The sequence below is a fragment of the Kribbella pittospori genome, assembly GCF_004331465.1.
Classification (GTDB): Bacteria; Actinomycetota; Actinomycetes; order Propionibacteriales; family Kribbellaceae; genus Kribbella; species Kribbella pittospori.
This window is the reverse complement of sequence record NZ_SJKB01000001.1, coordinates 1,040,376-1,056,610: the sequence shown is the minus strand read 5'-3', so window position 1 is coordinate 1,056,610 and position 16,235 is coordinate 1,040,376. Positions and strand designations below refer to the sequence as shown.

Sequence of the window (16,235 nt, the reverse complement as noted above, 5' to 3'; positions counted from 1 at the left end):
CGTTGGGTGAGGGTCAGCCGTTGAAGAGACGGATCGGGTTGACGATGTCGGCGATGACGAGCAGGACGCCCATCACCACGATCACACTGGCCGCGACGTACGCGATCGGGAGCAGCTTGGCCACGTCGACGTACCCGGGGTCGGGCCGGCCGAACAGCTTGGCGAAGCCGCGCCGGATGCCCTCCCAGATCGCGCCGATCATGTGGCCGCCGTCCAGCGGCAGCAGCGGGATGAAGTTGAACAAGGCAAGGAACAGGTTCAGCGAGGCGAGCAGCGAGATCAGGAACGCGATCCGCGAGCCGGCCGTCAGCGACTGGTTCGACGCGATCTCACCGGCCACCCGGCTGGCGCCGACGACGCTCATCGGGCTGTTCTCGTCGCGCTCGCCGCCGCCGATCGCCTTGGCGACGCCGACCAGCTTCTCCGGGAAGTTCCCGATCGCCTTCACCGTCGCCACGGTCAGCTCGCCCATCTTGGTGACCACGAACCCGAAGTCCTGCCGCTCGGTCTTCATCTCCGGCGAGACGCCGAGGAACCCGACCGAGACGATCTTGTCCGAGCCCGCCTCGTCGGGGACCTGGTTGATGATCGTGTGGGTCTCCAGCGTGGTCTGCTGACCGTTGCGCTCGACAACGATGGTGGCGGCCTTGTCGGTGTTCGCCCGGATCAGCGGAGTCAGCTGGTCCCAGCTGGAGATCGCGGTGCCGTTGAACGCGACGATCTTGTCGCCGACCTGGAACCCGGCCTCCTTGGCCGGCGACACCTTGTCGGTGTCGACGCACTTGCGGTCGGTCGAGGCCTGCGAGGCCGGGATCACACAGTCGGTGACCGTGGCCACGGTCGTCTGCGCGACGTTGGCGCCGTACAGCATGAAGAGGCCGCCGAACAGCACGAACGCGATCACCACGTTGACCAGCGGCCCGGACGCCATCACGATCAGCTTCTTCCACCACACCTTCTGGTAGAACAGCCGGCCGTTGTCCTCGGGCTCGATCGTCTCGTAGTCCGCGGTCCGGGCGTTCTCGACCATCGACTGGATCGGGCCGGTGTTGGCCTTGCGCACCTTGGTCGGGTCCGCACCCTTGGCGGGCGGCATCATGCCGATGATCCGGACGAACCCGCCGGCCGGGATCAGCTTCAGGCCGTACTCCGTCTCGCCGCGCTTGGTGGACCACACGGTCCGGCCGAAGCCGACGAAGAACTGCGAGACCTTCATCCCGAAGGCCTTGGCGGGCAGCATGTGGCCCATTTCGTGCAGTGCGACCGAGATCAGGATGCCGGCCGCGAACAGCACGATGCCGAGGAGAGTGAGAAGCGCGGTCATGCCTTGGTGGTCTCCTGTACGCCGGTGAGCTCACGGGCCCGGGCGCGGGCCCAGCCGTCCGCGGCGAGTACGTCGTCGATGGACAATTCCTCATACGAGGGTACGTCGTGTTCGGTCACTACCCGGGCCACGGTGTCGACGATCGCCAGGAACGGCAGCCGGCCGTCCCGGAACGCCTGGACACAGACCTCGTTCGCCGCGTTCAGCACGGCCGGCGCGGTGCCGCCGCGGGTCCCCGCCTCGCGGGCCAGCTGGACCGCCGGGAACGCCTCGTCGTCCAGCGGCTCGAACTCCCAGCTACTCGCCGTAGTCCAGTCACAGGCGGGCGCGACGTCCGGAATCCGGTCGGGCCAGCCGAGCGCGAGTGCGATCGGCAACCGCATGTCGGGCGGCGACGCCTGGACCATGGTCGCGCCGTCAACGAACTCGACCATCGAGTGCACGATCGACTGCGGGTGCACGATCACCTCGATCCGGCTCATCGGCAGGCCGTACAGCAGGTGTGCCTCGATCACCTCCAGGCCCTTGTTGACCAGGTTGGCCGAGTTGATCGTGATCACCGGACCCATGTCCCAGGTCGGGTGGTTCATCGCCTGCTCCGGGGTGACGTCCGCCATCTCGGCCCGCGACCGGCCGCGGAACGGACCGCCGCTCGCTGTCACGACCAAACGGCGTACCTCGTCGGCCGTACCTCCGCGCAGGCACTGCGCGATCGCGCTGTGCTCGGAGTCGACCGGCACGATCTGCCCGGGCTTGACCCGGCGGGTGACCAGCGGCCCGCCGATCACCAGCGACTCCTTGTTGGCCAGTGCGAGCGTCGTCCCCGCGTCGAGCGCCGTGAGCGTCGGCTGCAGTCCGACCGAGCCGGTGATGCCGTTGAGGACCACGTCACACGGCATCGCCGCGAGCTCGCTGGACGCGTCCGGGCCGGTGATGATCTTCGGGATCCGGAACTCGCCCTGCGCGTACCCCTGGCGCTGCGCCTCGGCGTAGAACGCGAGCTGCAGGTCCTGGGCGACAGTCGCCTTCGCCACCGCGACCGCTTCGACCCCGAACTCCAGCGCCTGCGCGGCAAGCAGACCGACGTTGCCCCCGCCGGCCGAGAGCGCGAGCACCCGGAACCGCTCACGATTGCGCCCGATCAACTCGAGCGCCTGGGTCCCCACAGAACCAGTAGAGCCAAGAATGACAACGGATCGCGGATTCACACCCCCATCCTCCCAGGTGACCACACAAGGTGACGAGGTGGTGGTTCTAAGACAGGTACAGGTGGAGGGGGAAGTTGCCTAGGCGGATTTCGTCGCCGTCGCTGACGTGGATGGTGCGGACTGGTACGCCGTTGACGGTGGTGCCGTTGGTTGAGCCGAGGTCGCGGAGTTCGAAGGTGACCTGGTCGATCCGGAGCAGCTCGGCGTGGTGCCGGCTCACCTGGGGGTGGTCGAGGATCAGATCGCAGTCCGGCGAGCGGCCGATCAGCACCAGGTCGAGGATCGGCATCGCGTCCCCGTCCGGACCGACCAGCACCGGCTGCCGTGGTGCGGCCAGCGCCGCCTCGATCTCCGCCATACCCTCGGTGTGAATCGCCAGCGACAGGAGCAGGTCGTCGCCACTCGCAAGGTGCAGGTTGTGCTGAGCGCCGTACCCGAGCAGCAAGTCCTCGGACTCGTCGATGACGACAGCGGACACGTGGTAGTACCCCGGAGGCAGCCGCGCGTACGTCGCCCCGCCGAGCGACGTGGTCAACACCACAGCGTCGAACTCCGGATGACTGACATCTGTGATGGTGACGAGCACGGGATCGTTCGCAGTGAGGTGTGCCTGCGCCCCACCGTCGCCCGGAGTGAACTCGACAGTCAGCTGCGGCGCCGGCTCGGCCTGCTCCAACCCCGCCAACCGGTCCACCGCCGGCACCGTGCCGGCCGGGATGAACAACGGCTCGTACTGGCCGTGCGCTCTGACGAGCACGTCCAACTGCGGCTGGACGGACCGGTCTCCCCCGGACGCACGTGCCTTGCCGCGCGCCTCCAGGAACGCAGCCACCATGCCTTTGCCGAAGGTGAAGTTCACTTCACCCACCACGGCCCTCACGAACCCACTGATCGGCTCCATCCGCACACCCCCAGCAACTCAGTATCGCGGAACCACGACTCCGGTACGGCGGTGTCCGGTGTGCCGCGGGTGGCATATCTTTGGGACTTGTGTCCGCACCCGCCACGCGCCCGACGAAGACAGTGCTCATCATCGAGAACGATCCGGGCAGCGGTCCGGGCCGGTTGCTCGACTGGCTCGAGGGACGGGGGTTCTCGCCCGTCGTCGTCCGCGCCTGGGACGGCGAGCCGATTCCCGAAGGCATCGACGACCATGCCGCGCTCATCCTGCTCGGCGGCGGGATGCTGCCTGACGCCGACGACGCCAAACCGTGGCTGAAGGCCGAGCGGGAACTGCTGCGGAGCACGACCGAGCGGGACCAGGCGCCGGTGCTCGGCATCTGCCTAGGCGCCCAGCTGATCGCCCACACCTTCGGCGGTGAGGTCCAAGGCAAGTACGGACTGCCCGAGAAGGGCGTCACCGAACTGAAGTTGCTGCCCGACGCCGAGGACGACCCACTGCTCGCCGGTCTGCCGTCGACCATCCGTGCGATCGAGAGCCATCAGGATCAGATCACCCGGCTGCCGGCTGACGCCGTACTGCTGATGTCCAGTGAGCGCTGTCCCAACCAGATGCTCCGGATCGGCCGCAGTTGGGGCGTGCAGTTCCACCCCGAGGTCGCCGCCGAGCGCGTACGGCGCTGGAACCCGGAAACCCTGCGCTCGTGGGGATTCGTGCCCGAGGACGTCGTGGCCGGCGCCGAGCAGCACGAGGCCGAGTTGGACCAGACCTGGTCGACGGTCTTCGGCCGGTTCCTGGATCTTGCCGACTGACGTCCGGAGGGACCGGTAGCGGCGCTACCTTTGGGGGCATGAGTCTGGAGCAGCCGTCGCCCGGCCAACGGGCGTCCGACAACGATCGTGAGCGCGCCGCCGCCGTTGTCCAGGAAGCACACACCGATGGGCGGCTGGACTTCCAGGAGCTGGATGAGCGGCTGACCCAGGTCTACTCCGCGAAGACCCAACTGGAGTTGCGCAACGCGACGGCCGATCTGGTGCCGGTCGCGCACGGCAGCGCTGCGGAGCTCACGCTCCGGGCCAAGCACAGCGCGCAGAAGCGTGAGGGCGCGTGGACCGTGCCGGAGCGGATGACTGCGATCGCGGAGCACTCCTCGGTGAAGCTCGACTTCACCGACGCGCTCGTGCACTGGTCGGTGATCCACGTCGACGCGCACGCCAAGCACAGCTCGGTCGTGATGGTGATTCCGGAGGGCTGGAGCGTCGACATCGACCAGGTCGACATGGTCCACAGCTCCGCCAAGAACAAAGCCGGCCCACCAAGGTCCGGCGGCGTACGCCTGCACGTCACCGGCCAGGCCCGCCACGGCAGCATCGTCATCCGCCACCCCCGCAGACGCCACTGGTGGTGGCCCTGGTACCGGAAGTGACAGCGGTCCCTTTCGAGGAGTCGTACGCCGGCATCCTGCGCAAGCACGTCGGTGACCGGCGGATCATCACGCCCGGTCCGCGCGCGGTGATCGTCGACCACGGCGATCGCTTTGTACACCGGTCCGCAGTACTGGTTCACCAACGCGTACGGCGGGCAGCACCAGATGTTCTCAGTCGTGTTTCGGGTCGACCGCTGGAGCGGGTCGCTGCTCGCCGAGACCGACGAGACCCGTGACGCGCGGTTCTTCCCGCTCTCGGAGTTGCCGCCGCTTCGGCCGGTGTACCAGGAGACGCTCGCGGACCTCGACGCGTTCGACGGGACCTTGATCGTGAAGTGAGGTGTGGCTCTCCACACCACCGCAGCGCAGTGCCGACGGGTTAGCGTTCGGGTATGAGCGTTTCGGTGGATCTCGTGGATGTCGACTCGTTGCTGACGGCGGAGGAGGTCGACGTACGGGCGACGGCTCGGCGGTTTGCGGATGAGCGGTTGCGGCCGGCGTTGCCGGAGTGGTTCGAGACGGCGAGCATTCCGGCGCGGGAGCTGGCGAAGGAGCTGGGAGCGCTCGGGTTCCTGGGGATGCATCTGACTGGCTATGGGTGCGCGGGAGTCGGACCCGTTGCCTATGGGCTTGCTTGCCTGGAGATCGAGGCGGCGGACTCTGGGATGCGGTCGCTGGTGTCGGTGCAGGGGTCGCTGGCCATGTACGCGATCTGGAAGTACGGCAGTGACGAGCAGAAGGACGAATGGCTCCCCCGGATGTCCGCGGGCGAGGCGATCGGCTGCTTCGGCCTGACCGAGCCCGACTTCGGCTCCAACCCGGCGGGCATGCGCACCAACGCCCGCCGCGACGGCGACGACTGGGTGCTGAACGGCTCGAAGATGTGGATCACCAACGGCTCCGTGGCCGACGTCGCCGTGGTGTGGGCCCGGACCGACGACGGCGTACGCGGCTTCGTCGTACCGACCGCAACACCTGGATTCTCCGCACCGGAGATCAAGCAGAAGATGTCGTTGCGGGCCTCGGTCACGTCGGAGCTGGTGGTGGACGACCTACGGCTGCCGGCGTCGGCAATGTTGCCCGAGGCACGCGGCCTGTCCGGCCCGCTCGGCTGCCTGAACGAGGCCCGCTTCGGCATCATCTTCGGCGCGATGGGCGCGGCCCGCGACTGCCTGGAGACGACGATCGCGTACGCCGGTGAGCGGATCGTCTTCGACAAGCCGCTGTCGGCGTACCAACTGACCCAGGCCAAGCTCGCCGACATGGCGGTCGAGCTGAACAAGGGCATCCTGCTCGCCGTTCACCTCGGCCGGCTCAAGGAGAAGGGCACACTCCGGCCGGAGCAGGTCAGCGTCGGCAAGCTCAACAACGTCCGCGAGGCGATCGCGATCGCCCGCGAGTGCCGCACGATCCTGGCCGCGAACGGCATCAGCGGCGAGTACCCGATCATGCGGCACGCCAACAACCTCGAGTCCGTGCTCACCTACGAGGGCACCTCGGAGGTCCACCAACTCGTCATCGGCCAGGCACTGACCGGGCACGCCGCCTTCCGCTGACGCATGGTCGAGGGCTGATCGGGTACCAGGAGTGAGATCAGCTACTCAACGTGACCACTTCGGGAGGTCAGGAAGGAGCCGGTATGAGGATCGGGGCCGGAATCGCGCTCATCGCGGCGGGAGCCATCATCGCGTTCGCCGTGAGGGACACGTCCGACACTCTGAACCTCACCGCCCTGGGGATCATCATCATGCTCGGCGGCGCCGCCGGGATCTGGCTGTCCTATCGGCTGGCCAACCCGCGCCGCGGACGTGATGACGTCGTGGTGATCGACCCGGAAGTCGAGAAGCAGTACAACACCACCCCGCCGGACCGCGTCGCCGACCAACCCATCGACGTCACCCCGACGCACCTGCGCGAGGACTCGGCGAACCACCGCGGCGGCCGCAACTGATCCGCTGCCACCGATAAGCTCCCGCCGTGACAGCGCGGTGGGGATGGGTAGCGGCGGTCGGCGCCGTGGTGGTCGTACTGGTCGCGGCCGGTCTCGTCGTACGACGACTGGACCGTGACGATCCGCCGACGGCGGGCACGGCGGTCACCCTGCCGCCAACGCCGACGCCGACGCCTTCATTCAGCCCGACACCGACCCTGCGGTCATCGACTCCGACGACGGTACGGACCACGACAGCGCCCCTCGCCACGGAGAACCGGGCGGTGACGGCCAACGCGCTGTACCGGGCCGGCCGCCTGCCGGCGTCGCGGTGCAAGGAGCCGGCCGTCCGGCCGACAACGGTGGCGAACGTGCGCAAGTACTACACGGAGTTCGTCCGCTGCCTCGACCAGGCGTGGGCGCCGCTGATCCGGAAGGCCGGGTTCACCTTCTGGGCCCCGCGCGTGGAGGTCGTCAACGGCACGACCAGGACGATGTGCAGCGTGAGCGACTCGGCGGCGTACTGCGACGGCGTGATCTCGATGGACGCGAACTACGACCTCGCGAACTACCGCAACGACAACCAGCTGTGGGCGCGCACCACGATGGCGCATCTGGTGGCGCATGAGTACGGCCATCACATCCAGCGGCTGACCGGTATCGCGGCTGCGTCGAACGCCCGGTCGACGGCCATGAGCAGCTCCGCCGCACGACTGGTCGAGAGCCGCCGCCTGGAGCTCCAGGCGTCCTGCCTGAGCGGCAGCTACCTCGGCGCGGACCGGCGCTACTTCCCCGCGACCGGTGCCTGGTTGCAGCGCTGGCTGTGGACGGTGCGGCACCGCGGCGACGAGTGGAACCCCACCCGGAGCCACGGCAACAGCACGAGTCACAGCCGGTGGACCCGACGCGGATTCGACGCCGCGTCCCCCTCGGCCTGCAACACCTTCACGGCCTCGGCCGCCAGCATCGCCTGACTCGGAGAGCCTTCAGTCAGAGGCTTTCAGTCGGACGCCTTCAGTCAGAGGCCTTCAGTCAGAGAGCCTTCAGGAAGTAGTCGCATTCGTCGGCGTGGGTGCGGACCACCGTGCCGTCGGCCGCCTGCTCGGTCCACTCGTCGACCACGGGTGGGCCTGACCAGGGGAGGTAGTCGAGGCGTTCGTAGAGGCGGCGGGCGTTGGGATTGTCGGCGCCGACGGCCAGGCCGATGGCGGATTTGTTCCACTCCCCCGCGATCGTCTCGGCCACACGGATGATCGCCGTACCGATGCCCTGGTTGAAGACGACGGCGCTCAGGGCGTTGATCTCGGCAGGATCCGCGTCGGCGCGGACCTCTGCGTACTTCGATTCCCTGAGCAGCATCGTCTGGCCGACGATCTCGCCGTCGCGATGGGCCAGCAGGAACAGCCCGTCACCGCTTTCCTGGATGTCCCAGCGGGCGCGGAGGTGATGCTGCGCGGCCGGATGCTCGGCGACACCGGCTATCAGCTGTTCGACATCGCCGGGGGTCGCGGGTCTGATGTCCATTCGCAGACTTTAAGACTGATTGAAGGGTCGTCGCGACCGTAAATCATGGACCGGAATCGTGAGTTGCTGGAGCGGTTGTGGCCGACCGACGACCAGTTGGCGCTGTCGGCGGAGGCCGAACACGAGTTGCGCGCCGAGGACTACGTGCTGGAAATGCCGCAGTCCGGCGAGCGCATCGTCGGGCGGGACAAGATGCGGGCGATGCAGCAGGAATACCCTGCGCCACCGTCGATCCAGATCCTGCGCATCACCGGGGCGGGCGACCATTTCGTCGTACTGGGCAGATCGGACTACGGCGGTGACATCTATTACGTAGCGAACGTCGTCGAGTTCACGGACGGGCGGATCGCGCGCGAGACCCGGATCTACGGGTCGCCGTTCGATCCGCCGGAGTGGCGGGCGAAGTACGCCGAGTGACTACTTGGCGACCTCGGTGGCGCGGGATTCGCGGACGACCGTGACGCGGATCTGGCCCGGATAGGTCAGCTCCTCCTCGACCTGCTTGGCGATGTCGCGCGCCATCACCTGCGCGGCGATGTCGTCGACCGCGTCCGGCAGCACCATCACGCGGATCTCCCGGCCGGCCTGCATCGCGAACACCTTCTCGACACCGTCGTGGTGCATCGCGATCTCCTCGAGCCGCTCGAGCCGCTGCACGTACGCTTCCAGCGATTCGCGCCGCGCACCCGGCCGGCCGCCACTGACAGCGTCCGCGGCCTGGGTCAGTACGGCCTCGACGGTGCGTACTTCGACCTCGTTGTGGTGCGCCTCGATGCAGTGCACGACGTCGTCGTTCTCGCCGTACTTGCGGGCCAGCTCGGCACCAACGATCGCGTGACTGCCCTCGGACTCGTGCGTCAGCGCCTTGCCGATGTCGTGCAGGAACGCGCCGCGCTTGCACAGCTTGGGATCCAGCCCGAGCTCGGCCGCCATCATCCCTGCGATGTGGGCCGACTCGATCAGGTGCTTCAGCACGTTCTGCCCGTACGACGTGCGGTAGCGCAGCAGGCCCATCGTCCGGATCAGCTCCGGGTGCAGGTCGGTGATGCCGACCTCCGCCATCGCGTCCTCGGCCGCACGCTCACACAGCTCGGCAACCTCGCCACGGCTGCGTTCGTAGATCTCCTCGATCCGGCTCGGGTGGATCCGGCCGTCGAGCACCAGCGAGTCCAGGGTCAGCCGCGCGGTCTCCCGGCGTACCGGATCGAAGCAGGACAGCAGTACGGCCTCGGGGGTGTCGTCGATGATCAGGTTGACGCCGGTGGTCTGCTCGAACGACCGGATGTTGCGGCCCTCGCGGCCGATGATCCGGCCCTTCATGTCGTCGCTCGGCAGGTGTACGACCGAGACGACCGACTCGCTGGTCTGCTCCGAGGCCAGCCGCTGCACCGCGCCGGTGATGATCTTGCGGGCCTTCGTCTCGCCCTCGTCCAGCGCCTGCCGCTCGATCTCGCGGACGATCGAGTGCGCGTGCCGCTTGGCTTCCGCCTCGATCGACGCCACCAACTCCGCCTTCGCCTGCTCGGAGCTGAGGTTCGCGACGCCCTCCAGGATCCGGCGGCGTTCCTCTTCGAGGTTCCTGATCTCGGTCTTGCGCTGGTCCAGCTCGGCGAGTTGCGCGGTCAGCTCGGTCTGGCGTTCCTCGATCGAACGGTGCTGCTCATCGAGCCGTTCCTCACGTTCGGTCAACCGGTGGTCGCGGCGCTCCATCTCCAGGCGCTGCTCCCGCAGGTCGTCCCGGATCGACTGTGCCTCGGTCTCGGCTTCCCGGCGTACGTCGGATGCACGGTGCTCGGCCTCACGGCGTACCTCGGAAGCGCGATCCTCAGCGGCTCGGCGGATTTCCTCGGCGCGTTTCTCGGCCTTCTCCGCGCGGGTCCGCAGTACTGCGGCCTCGTCCTCGGCCTGGCGGCGTACCAGATCCGCGGCGGACTTGGCGCCGGCGGCGATGGTGGCGGCGTCGAGTTGGGCGTTGGCGGTGGCCGCGGTGTTGTCGGCGGCCTTGCGGCGGGAGAGCGTGAAGCCGATCCAGGCCAGCAGGCCCGCGATCAGCAGTCCGATCAGGGTCAGCCCGACTGACGTCGCTGTCGGCATGGCCGCGAGTGACATCGGCTTCTCCCCTCGTCGAGTCACGCACCGGGCGGGACTGTGGTCGGTCGAAGGGATCCGCCTACGGTCGAGGAGACGGTACGGCTGAACGCACCACCGGGGTTTCCGGGGTGCGCGGTCCGTCCGTTGTGACGGTACTGCTCACTGACGGTGCCGGTCGTGACCGCTGCCGTCGCCGTTTCCGGGTGTGCGTCACCCAGGAACAGACTTCAGGCCGCTGTCACCGCCGGATCCGTCCGCCGCGGTGCCGTCCAATCGACGGCGTACGAGTCGCCGTCGTCATCCTTCAGCTCGGTCGAGCGTGGTTTCGTGTTTTCTCCGGCCGGTCAACCGGTGATCAACCGACCCGCCGGTGCTATGTCCGCCACCGTCAGGTGGAGTGATCCCTTACTGATTCCGAGGCTAAGCGCGCCCCACCACCCGGTCAAGAAGGACACTCACACCCCACCCACCCAAACCACTCCCTCGAGTGGTCTACTCCACATCCCGCGGTTGTCCTGGCGTCTCAGCCGGCGACGAAGTCGCGAATCACCCCGACCGCCGTGATCAACAGCCCGCCTACGCCGATCAGTACGCTCAGCCGTTCGTACCGTGGCCGAGCCGCCTTCGCAATCACGGCATGACCGGCCTTCGGCTGGGGCTCTGCCCTCACTGCCACGAGACCGTCGAGGTCGTCCCGCGGCCACATCATGCTCGGCAGACTGGCGAGCCTCATCCCTCGAACCAACCGGGCAGGCCGCGCTTGAGGCCGACGTGGTAGTCGCAGGTCGCGACCATCCCCCGAACCCGCCACCTGCACGGCCGATGCTTCAGCGTTTCGACCCTGCACGTAGCCAACTGCAGGAATGCGATGTAGGCCACCCACGACACGGCCAGGTATACCGCCGTTCGCCAACTGTGGTTGTAGATCGCGAGCACGGCGCAGCCTGCGAGGAGCCAACCCCGCGAGCGGAACTTCGCCGATCGCCTCCCACTGCGCCGTCGCGTTCTACCCATGCCATCCTCCCCAGGATGACACTCTAGGTTTGTGCGACTACTCTCCGCGATGCTGAACGGCGGGTCGCCTTGACATCGAGCTCGCCCGCGCCAGGCGTGCAGCAGCCGTCCTCGGTGGGAGGACGACTGCCGAGGGTTTGGGTTAGCCGCGCGGGCCGGGGAGGTCGTTGGAGTCTTGGCCGGTGACAGTGCTGCCGGGTTGGGTGCCTTCGGGGGTTGAGCCGGCCGAGCTGGTGGGTTCGGTGGACGGGTCTGGCGCGTCGCCGCCGACTACGCCGGCGTCGGCTGCTTCCTCGGTCACCTCGGCCGCGTCACGGGCCGCCTCGGTGGTGTCGCTGCCTGCTTGGGTGGTGTCGCGGGGAGGCTCGGGGGCCTCGCCGGTGGTCGCGGGGTCGACGCCGCCGCCGGGCGATGGGACTCCGCCAGCCTCGCCTTCGGAGTTCTGGCCGTCGACGTAGTCGCCGACCTTCTTCTGCATGGCGTCGACCTTCTCCGCGTATTTCCCGCCGGTCTGTTTGTCGATCAGGTCGCCGGCCTTGTCCACACCGGCTTTGATCTTGTCCGGGTTCTGCTTGACGACGTTCCGGAGCCAGTTCTTCGCCTGTTCCTGGAAATCGCTCATTGCACCCTCCGCGGTGTCAGGGGCGGATCGACGAAAATCCCCAGCGTACGGGCCGGACCAAACACCGGCCCCACTTCGGATAACACACCGTCACACCGCACCCGTCAACGCCCCTCGCCGCCCACATCCCCGCAGATTCCGCCCTTCACTCTCCGGCGGCACCGCGTCGGGCGGCTAAGTCTTGCTCTTGCCGAGGTGCGCTTTCGCCACCGCCGCCGGTGCATAGACCAGCCAACCGTCGAGGAGCGCCTCCCCCAAAACGGTCTCCGGGACCTCGTCCAGTTGGATCAGTACGGCGGCATAGCCGTTGAAATGCGGGATCGTGAAGAATCCGTCGGCCGAGCGAGCGGCAAGTACCGCTTCCTTCTCGCCGAGATCCTCCACCCGGACCGCGAGAATCGGTCCATTCGGCGGGGTTTCATCGCCGAAGCGGCGCAGATCCGCCTTGCTGAAAGGCCGTTCCCAGGCGTACGCCTGGCCTCCGACAGCCCAGGTGCGATTGCCGTACTTCGTCGTCTCCACGGTCTCCGGCAGTGCCGCGACCAGCCGCTCCACGTCCTCCAGGGTCGCCATGACCCTCAAGCTACAACGTCGTTCAGGCATCTACCGCACGATGGCGTCGACCGCACGAACGCGCACACCGCACGATGGCGTGACCAGGCGATGGCGTGCCCAGGCGATGGGGCGCTCGCCTGGGCACGCCTGTTCGTCAGAGACGGTGGCGGGAGCCACGCTCGTGGTGCGGCACCACCTGCGCGGCACCGGGGAACGTCGGAGCCGGGAACTGCGCGGTCTCGTACGTCGCCAGGTTCAGCCGGAACCCGTCTCCGAAAGGAGCGGCGGCCTCAACGGCACCCCCTCGCCCCACCCCACGGTCCGCTCGTCCCGACTCACGGTGGTAGACGCTCGTCCCGACTGACGGTGGCAGAGGCTCTTTCAGGCGCACGGCGGTGACGCTCGTCGCGAGTCACGGTGGCGGAGGGGCGTCCGATCTCACGGTGGCAGCAGAGGGTTGGGACTGGCCCGGACTGCGGTGGGTCAGTCGGGTTCCAGGCCGGAGGGGTCCAGGAGTGGGAGTTCCTCGTGGCTGGCGGCGAGCTCTTGTTTGATGACTGTCATCGCGAGGCCGCCGGGGTAGCCCTTGCGGGCCAGCATTCCGAGCAGACGCCGCATGGCGACCTGCCTGTCGAGCGAACGCATCGACGGGAGCTTCCGCCGAACCAGCGCCCGGGCAGTTTCTTCCTCCTGGTCGGGATCAAGCTCGTCCAGCGCATCCCGCGCCAACTGATCGTCCACACCCCGACGACGGAGCTCCTGGGCCAGAGCTCGCTTCCCGAGCCCACGACCTCGGTGCCGAGACTCAACCCACGCGTTCGCGAACGCCGCGTCGTCGATCAACCCGACCTCGGTAAACCGATCCAGCACCTCCTCCGCCACATCCTCCGGAATCTCCCGCTCAGCCAACAGATCCGCCAACTCAGCCCGAGTCCTCGGCTGCCCGCTCAGCTTGTCCAGCAAGATCGTCCGCGCCACCGACTGCGGATCCTCCACCCCATCCAACGCAGGATCCCCCGGCCTGTCAGGCCCATCCCCCGACCGCCGACTCCCCCGCCGCCCGCCAAAACCCCGCCGCCCAACCGTCCTCCGCCCACGGTCTCGACTCCCGCCGAAAGACTCACCACCGCCCGAAGCCCGCTCCGCCGGGCCCCGAGCGGCACCCGCGTCCAGCGACTCCTCCACAGGAACCGCGCGTCCTCGAGCCAAACCCACCTCCAGCGGGTCTTCCACAGGAACCGTTCGACCCCAAGCACGGCTCGCATCCATCGGGTCCGACGCAGCAACCGCTCGATGCTCACCGGCGCTCGGGTCCATCGGGTCCGACGCAGCAACCGCTCGATGCTCACCGGCGCTCGGGTCCGTCGCAGGAACCGTTCGACGTCGATCCGGGCTCGCGTTCAACAGATCTGCCGCAGGACCCGCCAGGTCGCTCGGCCGATCGCTCGCCTTCACGCCTGAGGTTGTCGCCTCCGTGGACGCGCCCGCGGACCGGCGTTCGCCTGATGTCTGGGCGACAGGTGATCGCTCGCCGGCGGGCTGGCTGGTTGTGGCCGCTGTACGTCGACGCGGTTTGGGGGCAGCTGAACCAGCAGCGGAATCGTCTGAGTCGCCCCAGGGATCGACTGCAGCCGCGCTCTGATCTCGCGCAGGAGTGCGCCGCGGGTGATCGTTGCCTGACGCACCGGTCGCTACTTCCGGCTGGTCAAACGCAGGATCGCGTTTGGTCGTGTCTCGCGTCGGGCTCGGCTCCGGAGTCTCGGCGGCGAAGGCTCGTGCTTCTGCCTGCCGGTCAGCGCTTCTCGCCTCGGATGCTCGTACGACGGTGTCGTCCAGATCGCCCCACGGGTCGACGCGCTTCGGATCTGAGCCGCGTCTCGAGTTCCGGGGCCGGCGACGCTGACTTGAGGTTCGAGTGCTGTCACCCACCGGCTCCTCGGTGCTGCTCGAGGAGGCCTCGGAGTCAGCCCACGGGTCGTCGGCGCCAGCGGATCGCCTGATCCTGCCTGCGCGCGGCCGGTCTGCCGTCGAGTCCGACGGCTCGTCGTCCGCGAACGGATCCGACCACGAGTCAGCGCGGCTGGTATCGGAGCCGCGCTCACGGCCTGCACCACGGGAGGCTCGGCCAGAACGGCGGTCGGCAGGCCGGGATGCATCACCGGATGGTTCGTTGCCTTCGCCGGATGCTGCCGGAGCACCACCGGCTGCTGCTGGGCCGCGGGCGAGGAGGTCTCGGGCCAGGGCCAGGCGCTCGGCGTGTGGGAGAGACAGCGCCGCGGGGGCAGCCTCGTCGGCAGTGGACTGCCGAGGAGCGCTGCCTCCCGCGGTGGGGTGATCAGAAGTCGACATCGACCTCGGCCGTGGCGGCCGCGTCGGCCGGTGCGTCCAGCGTCGGGCCGATCCCCATCTTCTCCTTGATCTTCTTCTCCAGCTCGTTGGCCAGATCGGGGTTGTCGCGCAGGAAGTTCCGCGCGTTCTCCCGGCCCTGGCCGAGCTGGTCGCTCTCGTAGGTGAACCAGGCACCGGCCTTGCGGACGAAGCCCTGATCCACACCGAGGTCGAGCAGGCTGCCCTCGCGGCTGATGCCCTGGCCGTAGATGATGTCGAACTCGGCCTGCTTGAACGGCGGGGCCACCTTGTTCTTCACGACCTTGACGCGGGTCCGGTTACCGACGACGTCGGTGCCGTCCTTCAGCGACTCGATCCGGCGTACGTCCAGCCGCACCGACGCGTAGAACTTCAGCGCCTTACCACCGGTCGTCGTCTCCGGGGAGCCGAACATGACGCCGATCTTCTCGCGCAGCTGGTTGATGAAGATCGCGGTCGTGTTCGTCCCGCTGACCGCACCGGTCATCTTCCGCAACGCCTGGCTCATCAGCCGGGCCTGCAGACCGACGTGGCTGTCACCCATCTCACCCTCGATCTCGGCCCGCGGCACCAGCGCGGCCACCGAGTCGATCACGACGATGTCGATCGCGCCGGAGCGGACCAGCATGTCGGCGATCTCCAGCGCCTGCTCACCGGAGTCGGGCTGCGAGACCAGCAGCGCGTCGGTGTCGACGCCCAGCTTCCGCGCGTACTCCGGGTCGAGGGCGTGCTCGGCGTCGATGAAGGCCGCGATCCCGCCGGCGCGCTGAGCGTTCGCGACCGCGTGCAGGGCGACAGTCGTCTTACCGGAGGATTCCGGACCGTAGATCTCCACCACGCGACCGCGCGGCAGACCGCCGATCCCGAGCGCGATGTCGAGCGCGATCGACCCGGTCGGGATGACCTCGATCGGAGGCCTGTTCTGCTCCCCGAGGCGCATCACCGAACCCTTGCCGCACTGCCGCTCGATCTGCGTCAGCGCAGTCGCGAGCGCCTTCTCGCGATCGCTCGCCGCGCGCTCCGCACTCGCCGTTGCACCAGCCATGTGACTGCCACCTGACCCATCTCATAATCGGGGCCGCTTCCCAGCCGCCCGGAGGACTTCTCGTGTCGCCAGAGAAGGTATCCATCACGTCGGACAGTTTTCGTCGCCACTTCGAATCTGTGGACAACTTCGGCCGTCCGGCGCACCTTCAGGCACCAAACTATCCCGAACACCTGTTCGAATCGCAACTGACACGCCGAAGTCTGCCCGGGCAACCATCCTGGACCG

Annotated in this window: 18 protein-coding genes; 7 read left to right on the top strand and 11 right to left on the bottom strand. The window is 68.0% G+C overall.

The window, feature by feature from the left end; all coding sequences use genetic code 11:
* Window positions 1-13: 13 nt before the first annotated feature.
* Genes E0H73_RS04810 through E0H73_RS47895 form a run of 3 tightly spaced genes read right to left on the bottom strand, consistent with a single transcriptional unit; the run spans window position 14 to window position 3,433 of the window.
* Window positions 14-1,324, bottom strand: coding sequence for a M50 family metallopeptidase (locus E0H73_RS04810; protein ID WP_131351764.1), 1,311 nt, complete (start codon window positions 1,322-1,324; stop codon window positions 14-16).
* A complete protein-coding gene (dxr, locus tag E0H73_RS04805) occupies window positions 1,321-2,532 on the bottom strand; it encodes a 1-deoxy-D-xylulose-5-phosphate reductoisomerase (RefSeq protein ID WP_131351761.1) in 1,212 nt (403 codons plus the stop codon). Before dxr ends, E0H73_RS04810 begins: the two co-directional genes overlap by 4 nt.
* 46 nt (window positions 2,533-2,578) lie before the next feature.
* The gene (locus E0H73_RS47895; RefSeq protein ID WP_131351758.1) at window positions 2,579-3,433 is read right to left on the bottom strand and encodes an FHA domain-containing protein; all 855 of its coding nucleotides are present in this window, start codon (window positions 3,431-3,433) and stop codon (window positions 2,579-2,581) included.
* Window positions 3,434-3,522: 89 nt separating this feature from the next.
* Between E0H73_RS47895 and E0H73_RS04795 the strand changes: the two genes are divergently transcribed.
* From E0H73_RS04795 to E0H73_RS04770, 6 genes are all read left to right on the top strand, one after another.
* Window positions 3,523-4,245, top strand: a complete 723-nt coding sequence (locus E0H73_RS04795) for a type 1 glutamine amidotransferase (protein WP_131351755.1) — start codon at window positions 3,523-3,525, stop codon at window positions 4,243-4,245.
* A 38-nt stretch (window positions 4,246-4,283) separates the two neighbouring features.
* The gene (locus E0H73_RS04790; protein ID WP_131351750.1) at window positions 4,284-4,859 is read left to right on the top strand and encodes a DUF1707 SHOCT-like domain-containing protein; all 576 of its coding nucleotides are present in this window, start codon (window positions 4,284-4,286) and stop codon (window positions 4,857-4,859) included.
* Window positions 4,860-4,970: 111 nt separating this feature from the next.
* On the top strand, window positions 4,971-5,198 hold the full coding sequence (locus E0H73_RS04785; protein WP_131351747.1) for an NUDIX hydrolase: 228 nt from the start codon (window positions 4,971-4,973) through the stop codon (window positions 5,196-5,198).
* A gap of 53 nt (window positions 5,199-5,251) precedes the next feature.
* Entirely contained in the window at window positions 5,252-6,415 is a 1,164-nt protein-coding gene (locus E0H73_RS04780) for an acyl-CoA dehydrogenase family protein (RefSeq protein WP_131351744.1), read from the top strand.
* 83 nt (window positions 6,416-6,498) lie between these two features.
* Window positions 6,499-6,810, top strand: a complete 312-nt coding sequence (locus tag E0H73_RS04775; RefSeq protein WP_202867195.1) for a DUF6458 family protein — start codon at window positions 6,499-6,501, stop codon at window positions 6,808-6,810.
* 26 nt (window positions 6,811-6,836) lie between these two features.
* Complete coding sequence (locus tag E0H73_RS04770) at window positions 6,837-7,763, top strand: neutral zinc metallopeptidase (protein WP_131351741.1); 927 nt, start codon at window positions 6,837-6,839, stop codon at window positions 7,761-7,763.
* 58 nt (window positions 7,764-7,821) lie between these two features.
* Here E0H73_RS04770 and E0H73_RS04765 read toward each other — a convergent pair whose 3' ends face one another.
* Complete coding sequence (locus tag E0H73_RS04765) at window positions 7,822-8,313, bottom strand: GNAT family N-acetyltransferase (RefSeq protein WP_131351738.1); 492 nt, start codon at window positions 8,311-8,313, stop codon at window positions 7,822-7,824.
* Window positions 8,314-8,358: 45 nt separating this feature from the next.
* On the opposite strand from E0H73_RS04765, the gene E0H73_RS04760 reads away from it, so the two are divergent.
* A complete protein-coding gene (locus E0H73_RS04760; RefSeq protein ID WP_238163803.1) occupies window positions 8,359-8,730 on the top strand; it encodes a nuclear transport factor 2 family protein in 372 nt (123 codons plus the stop codon).
* On the opposite strand, the gene rny is transcribed toward E0H73_RS04760, so the two are convergent.
* From rny to recA, 7 genes are all read right to left on the bottom strand, one after another.
* Complete coding sequence (rny, locus tag E0H73_RS04755; RefSeq protein WP_238163802.1) at window positions 8,731-10,422, bottom strand: ribonuclease Y; 1,692 nt, start codon at window positions 10,420-10,422, stop codon at window positions 8,731-8,733.
* A gap of 505 nt (window positions 10,423-10,927) precedes the next feature.
* Entirely contained in the window at window positions 10,928-11,137 is a 210-nt protein-coding gene (locus tag E0H73_RS04750; RefSeq protein WP_131351732.1) for a hypothetical protein, read from the bottom strand.
* A gap of 423 nt (window positions 11,138-11,560) precedes the next feature.
* Window positions 11,561-12,040: an antitoxin gene (locus E0H73_RS04745; protein ID WP_131351729.1), complete on the bottom strand. Its 480-nt coding sequence runs from the start codon at window positions 12,038-12,040 to the stop codon at window positions 11,561-11,563.
* Window positions 12,041-12,214: 174 nt separating this feature from the next.
* Window positions 12,215-12,613: an MmcQ/YjbR family DNA-binding protein gene (locus E0H73_RS04740; protein ID WP_131351726.1), complete on the bottom strand. Its 399-nt coding sequence runs from the start codon at window positions 12,611-12,613 to the stop codon at window positions 12,215-12,217.
* A 136-nt stretch (window positions 12,614-12,749) separates the two neighbouring features.
* The gene (locus E0H73_RS45740; RefSeq protein WP_165555484.1) at window positions 12,750-12,908 is read right to left on the bottom strand and encodes a hypothetical protein; all 159 of its coding nucleotides are present in this window, start codon (window positions 12,906-12,908) and stop codon (window positions 12,750-12,752) included.
* Window positions 12,909-13,078: 170 nt separating this feature from the next.
* Window positions 13,079-13,573: a regulatory protein RecX gene (locus tag E0H73_RS04735; protein WP_238163069.1), complete on the bottom strand. Its 495-nt coding sequence runs from the start codon at window positions 13,571-13,573 to the stop codon at window positions 13,079-13,081.
* Window positions 13,574-14,930: 1,357 nt separating this feature from the next.
* A complete protein-coding gene (gene recA, locus E0H73_RS04730; RefSeq protein ID WP_131351723.1) occupies window positions 14,931-16,007 on the bottom strand; it encodes a recombinase RecA in 1,077 nt (358 codons plus the stop codon).
* Between the last annotated feature and the right edge of the window lie 228 nt (window positions 16,008-16,235).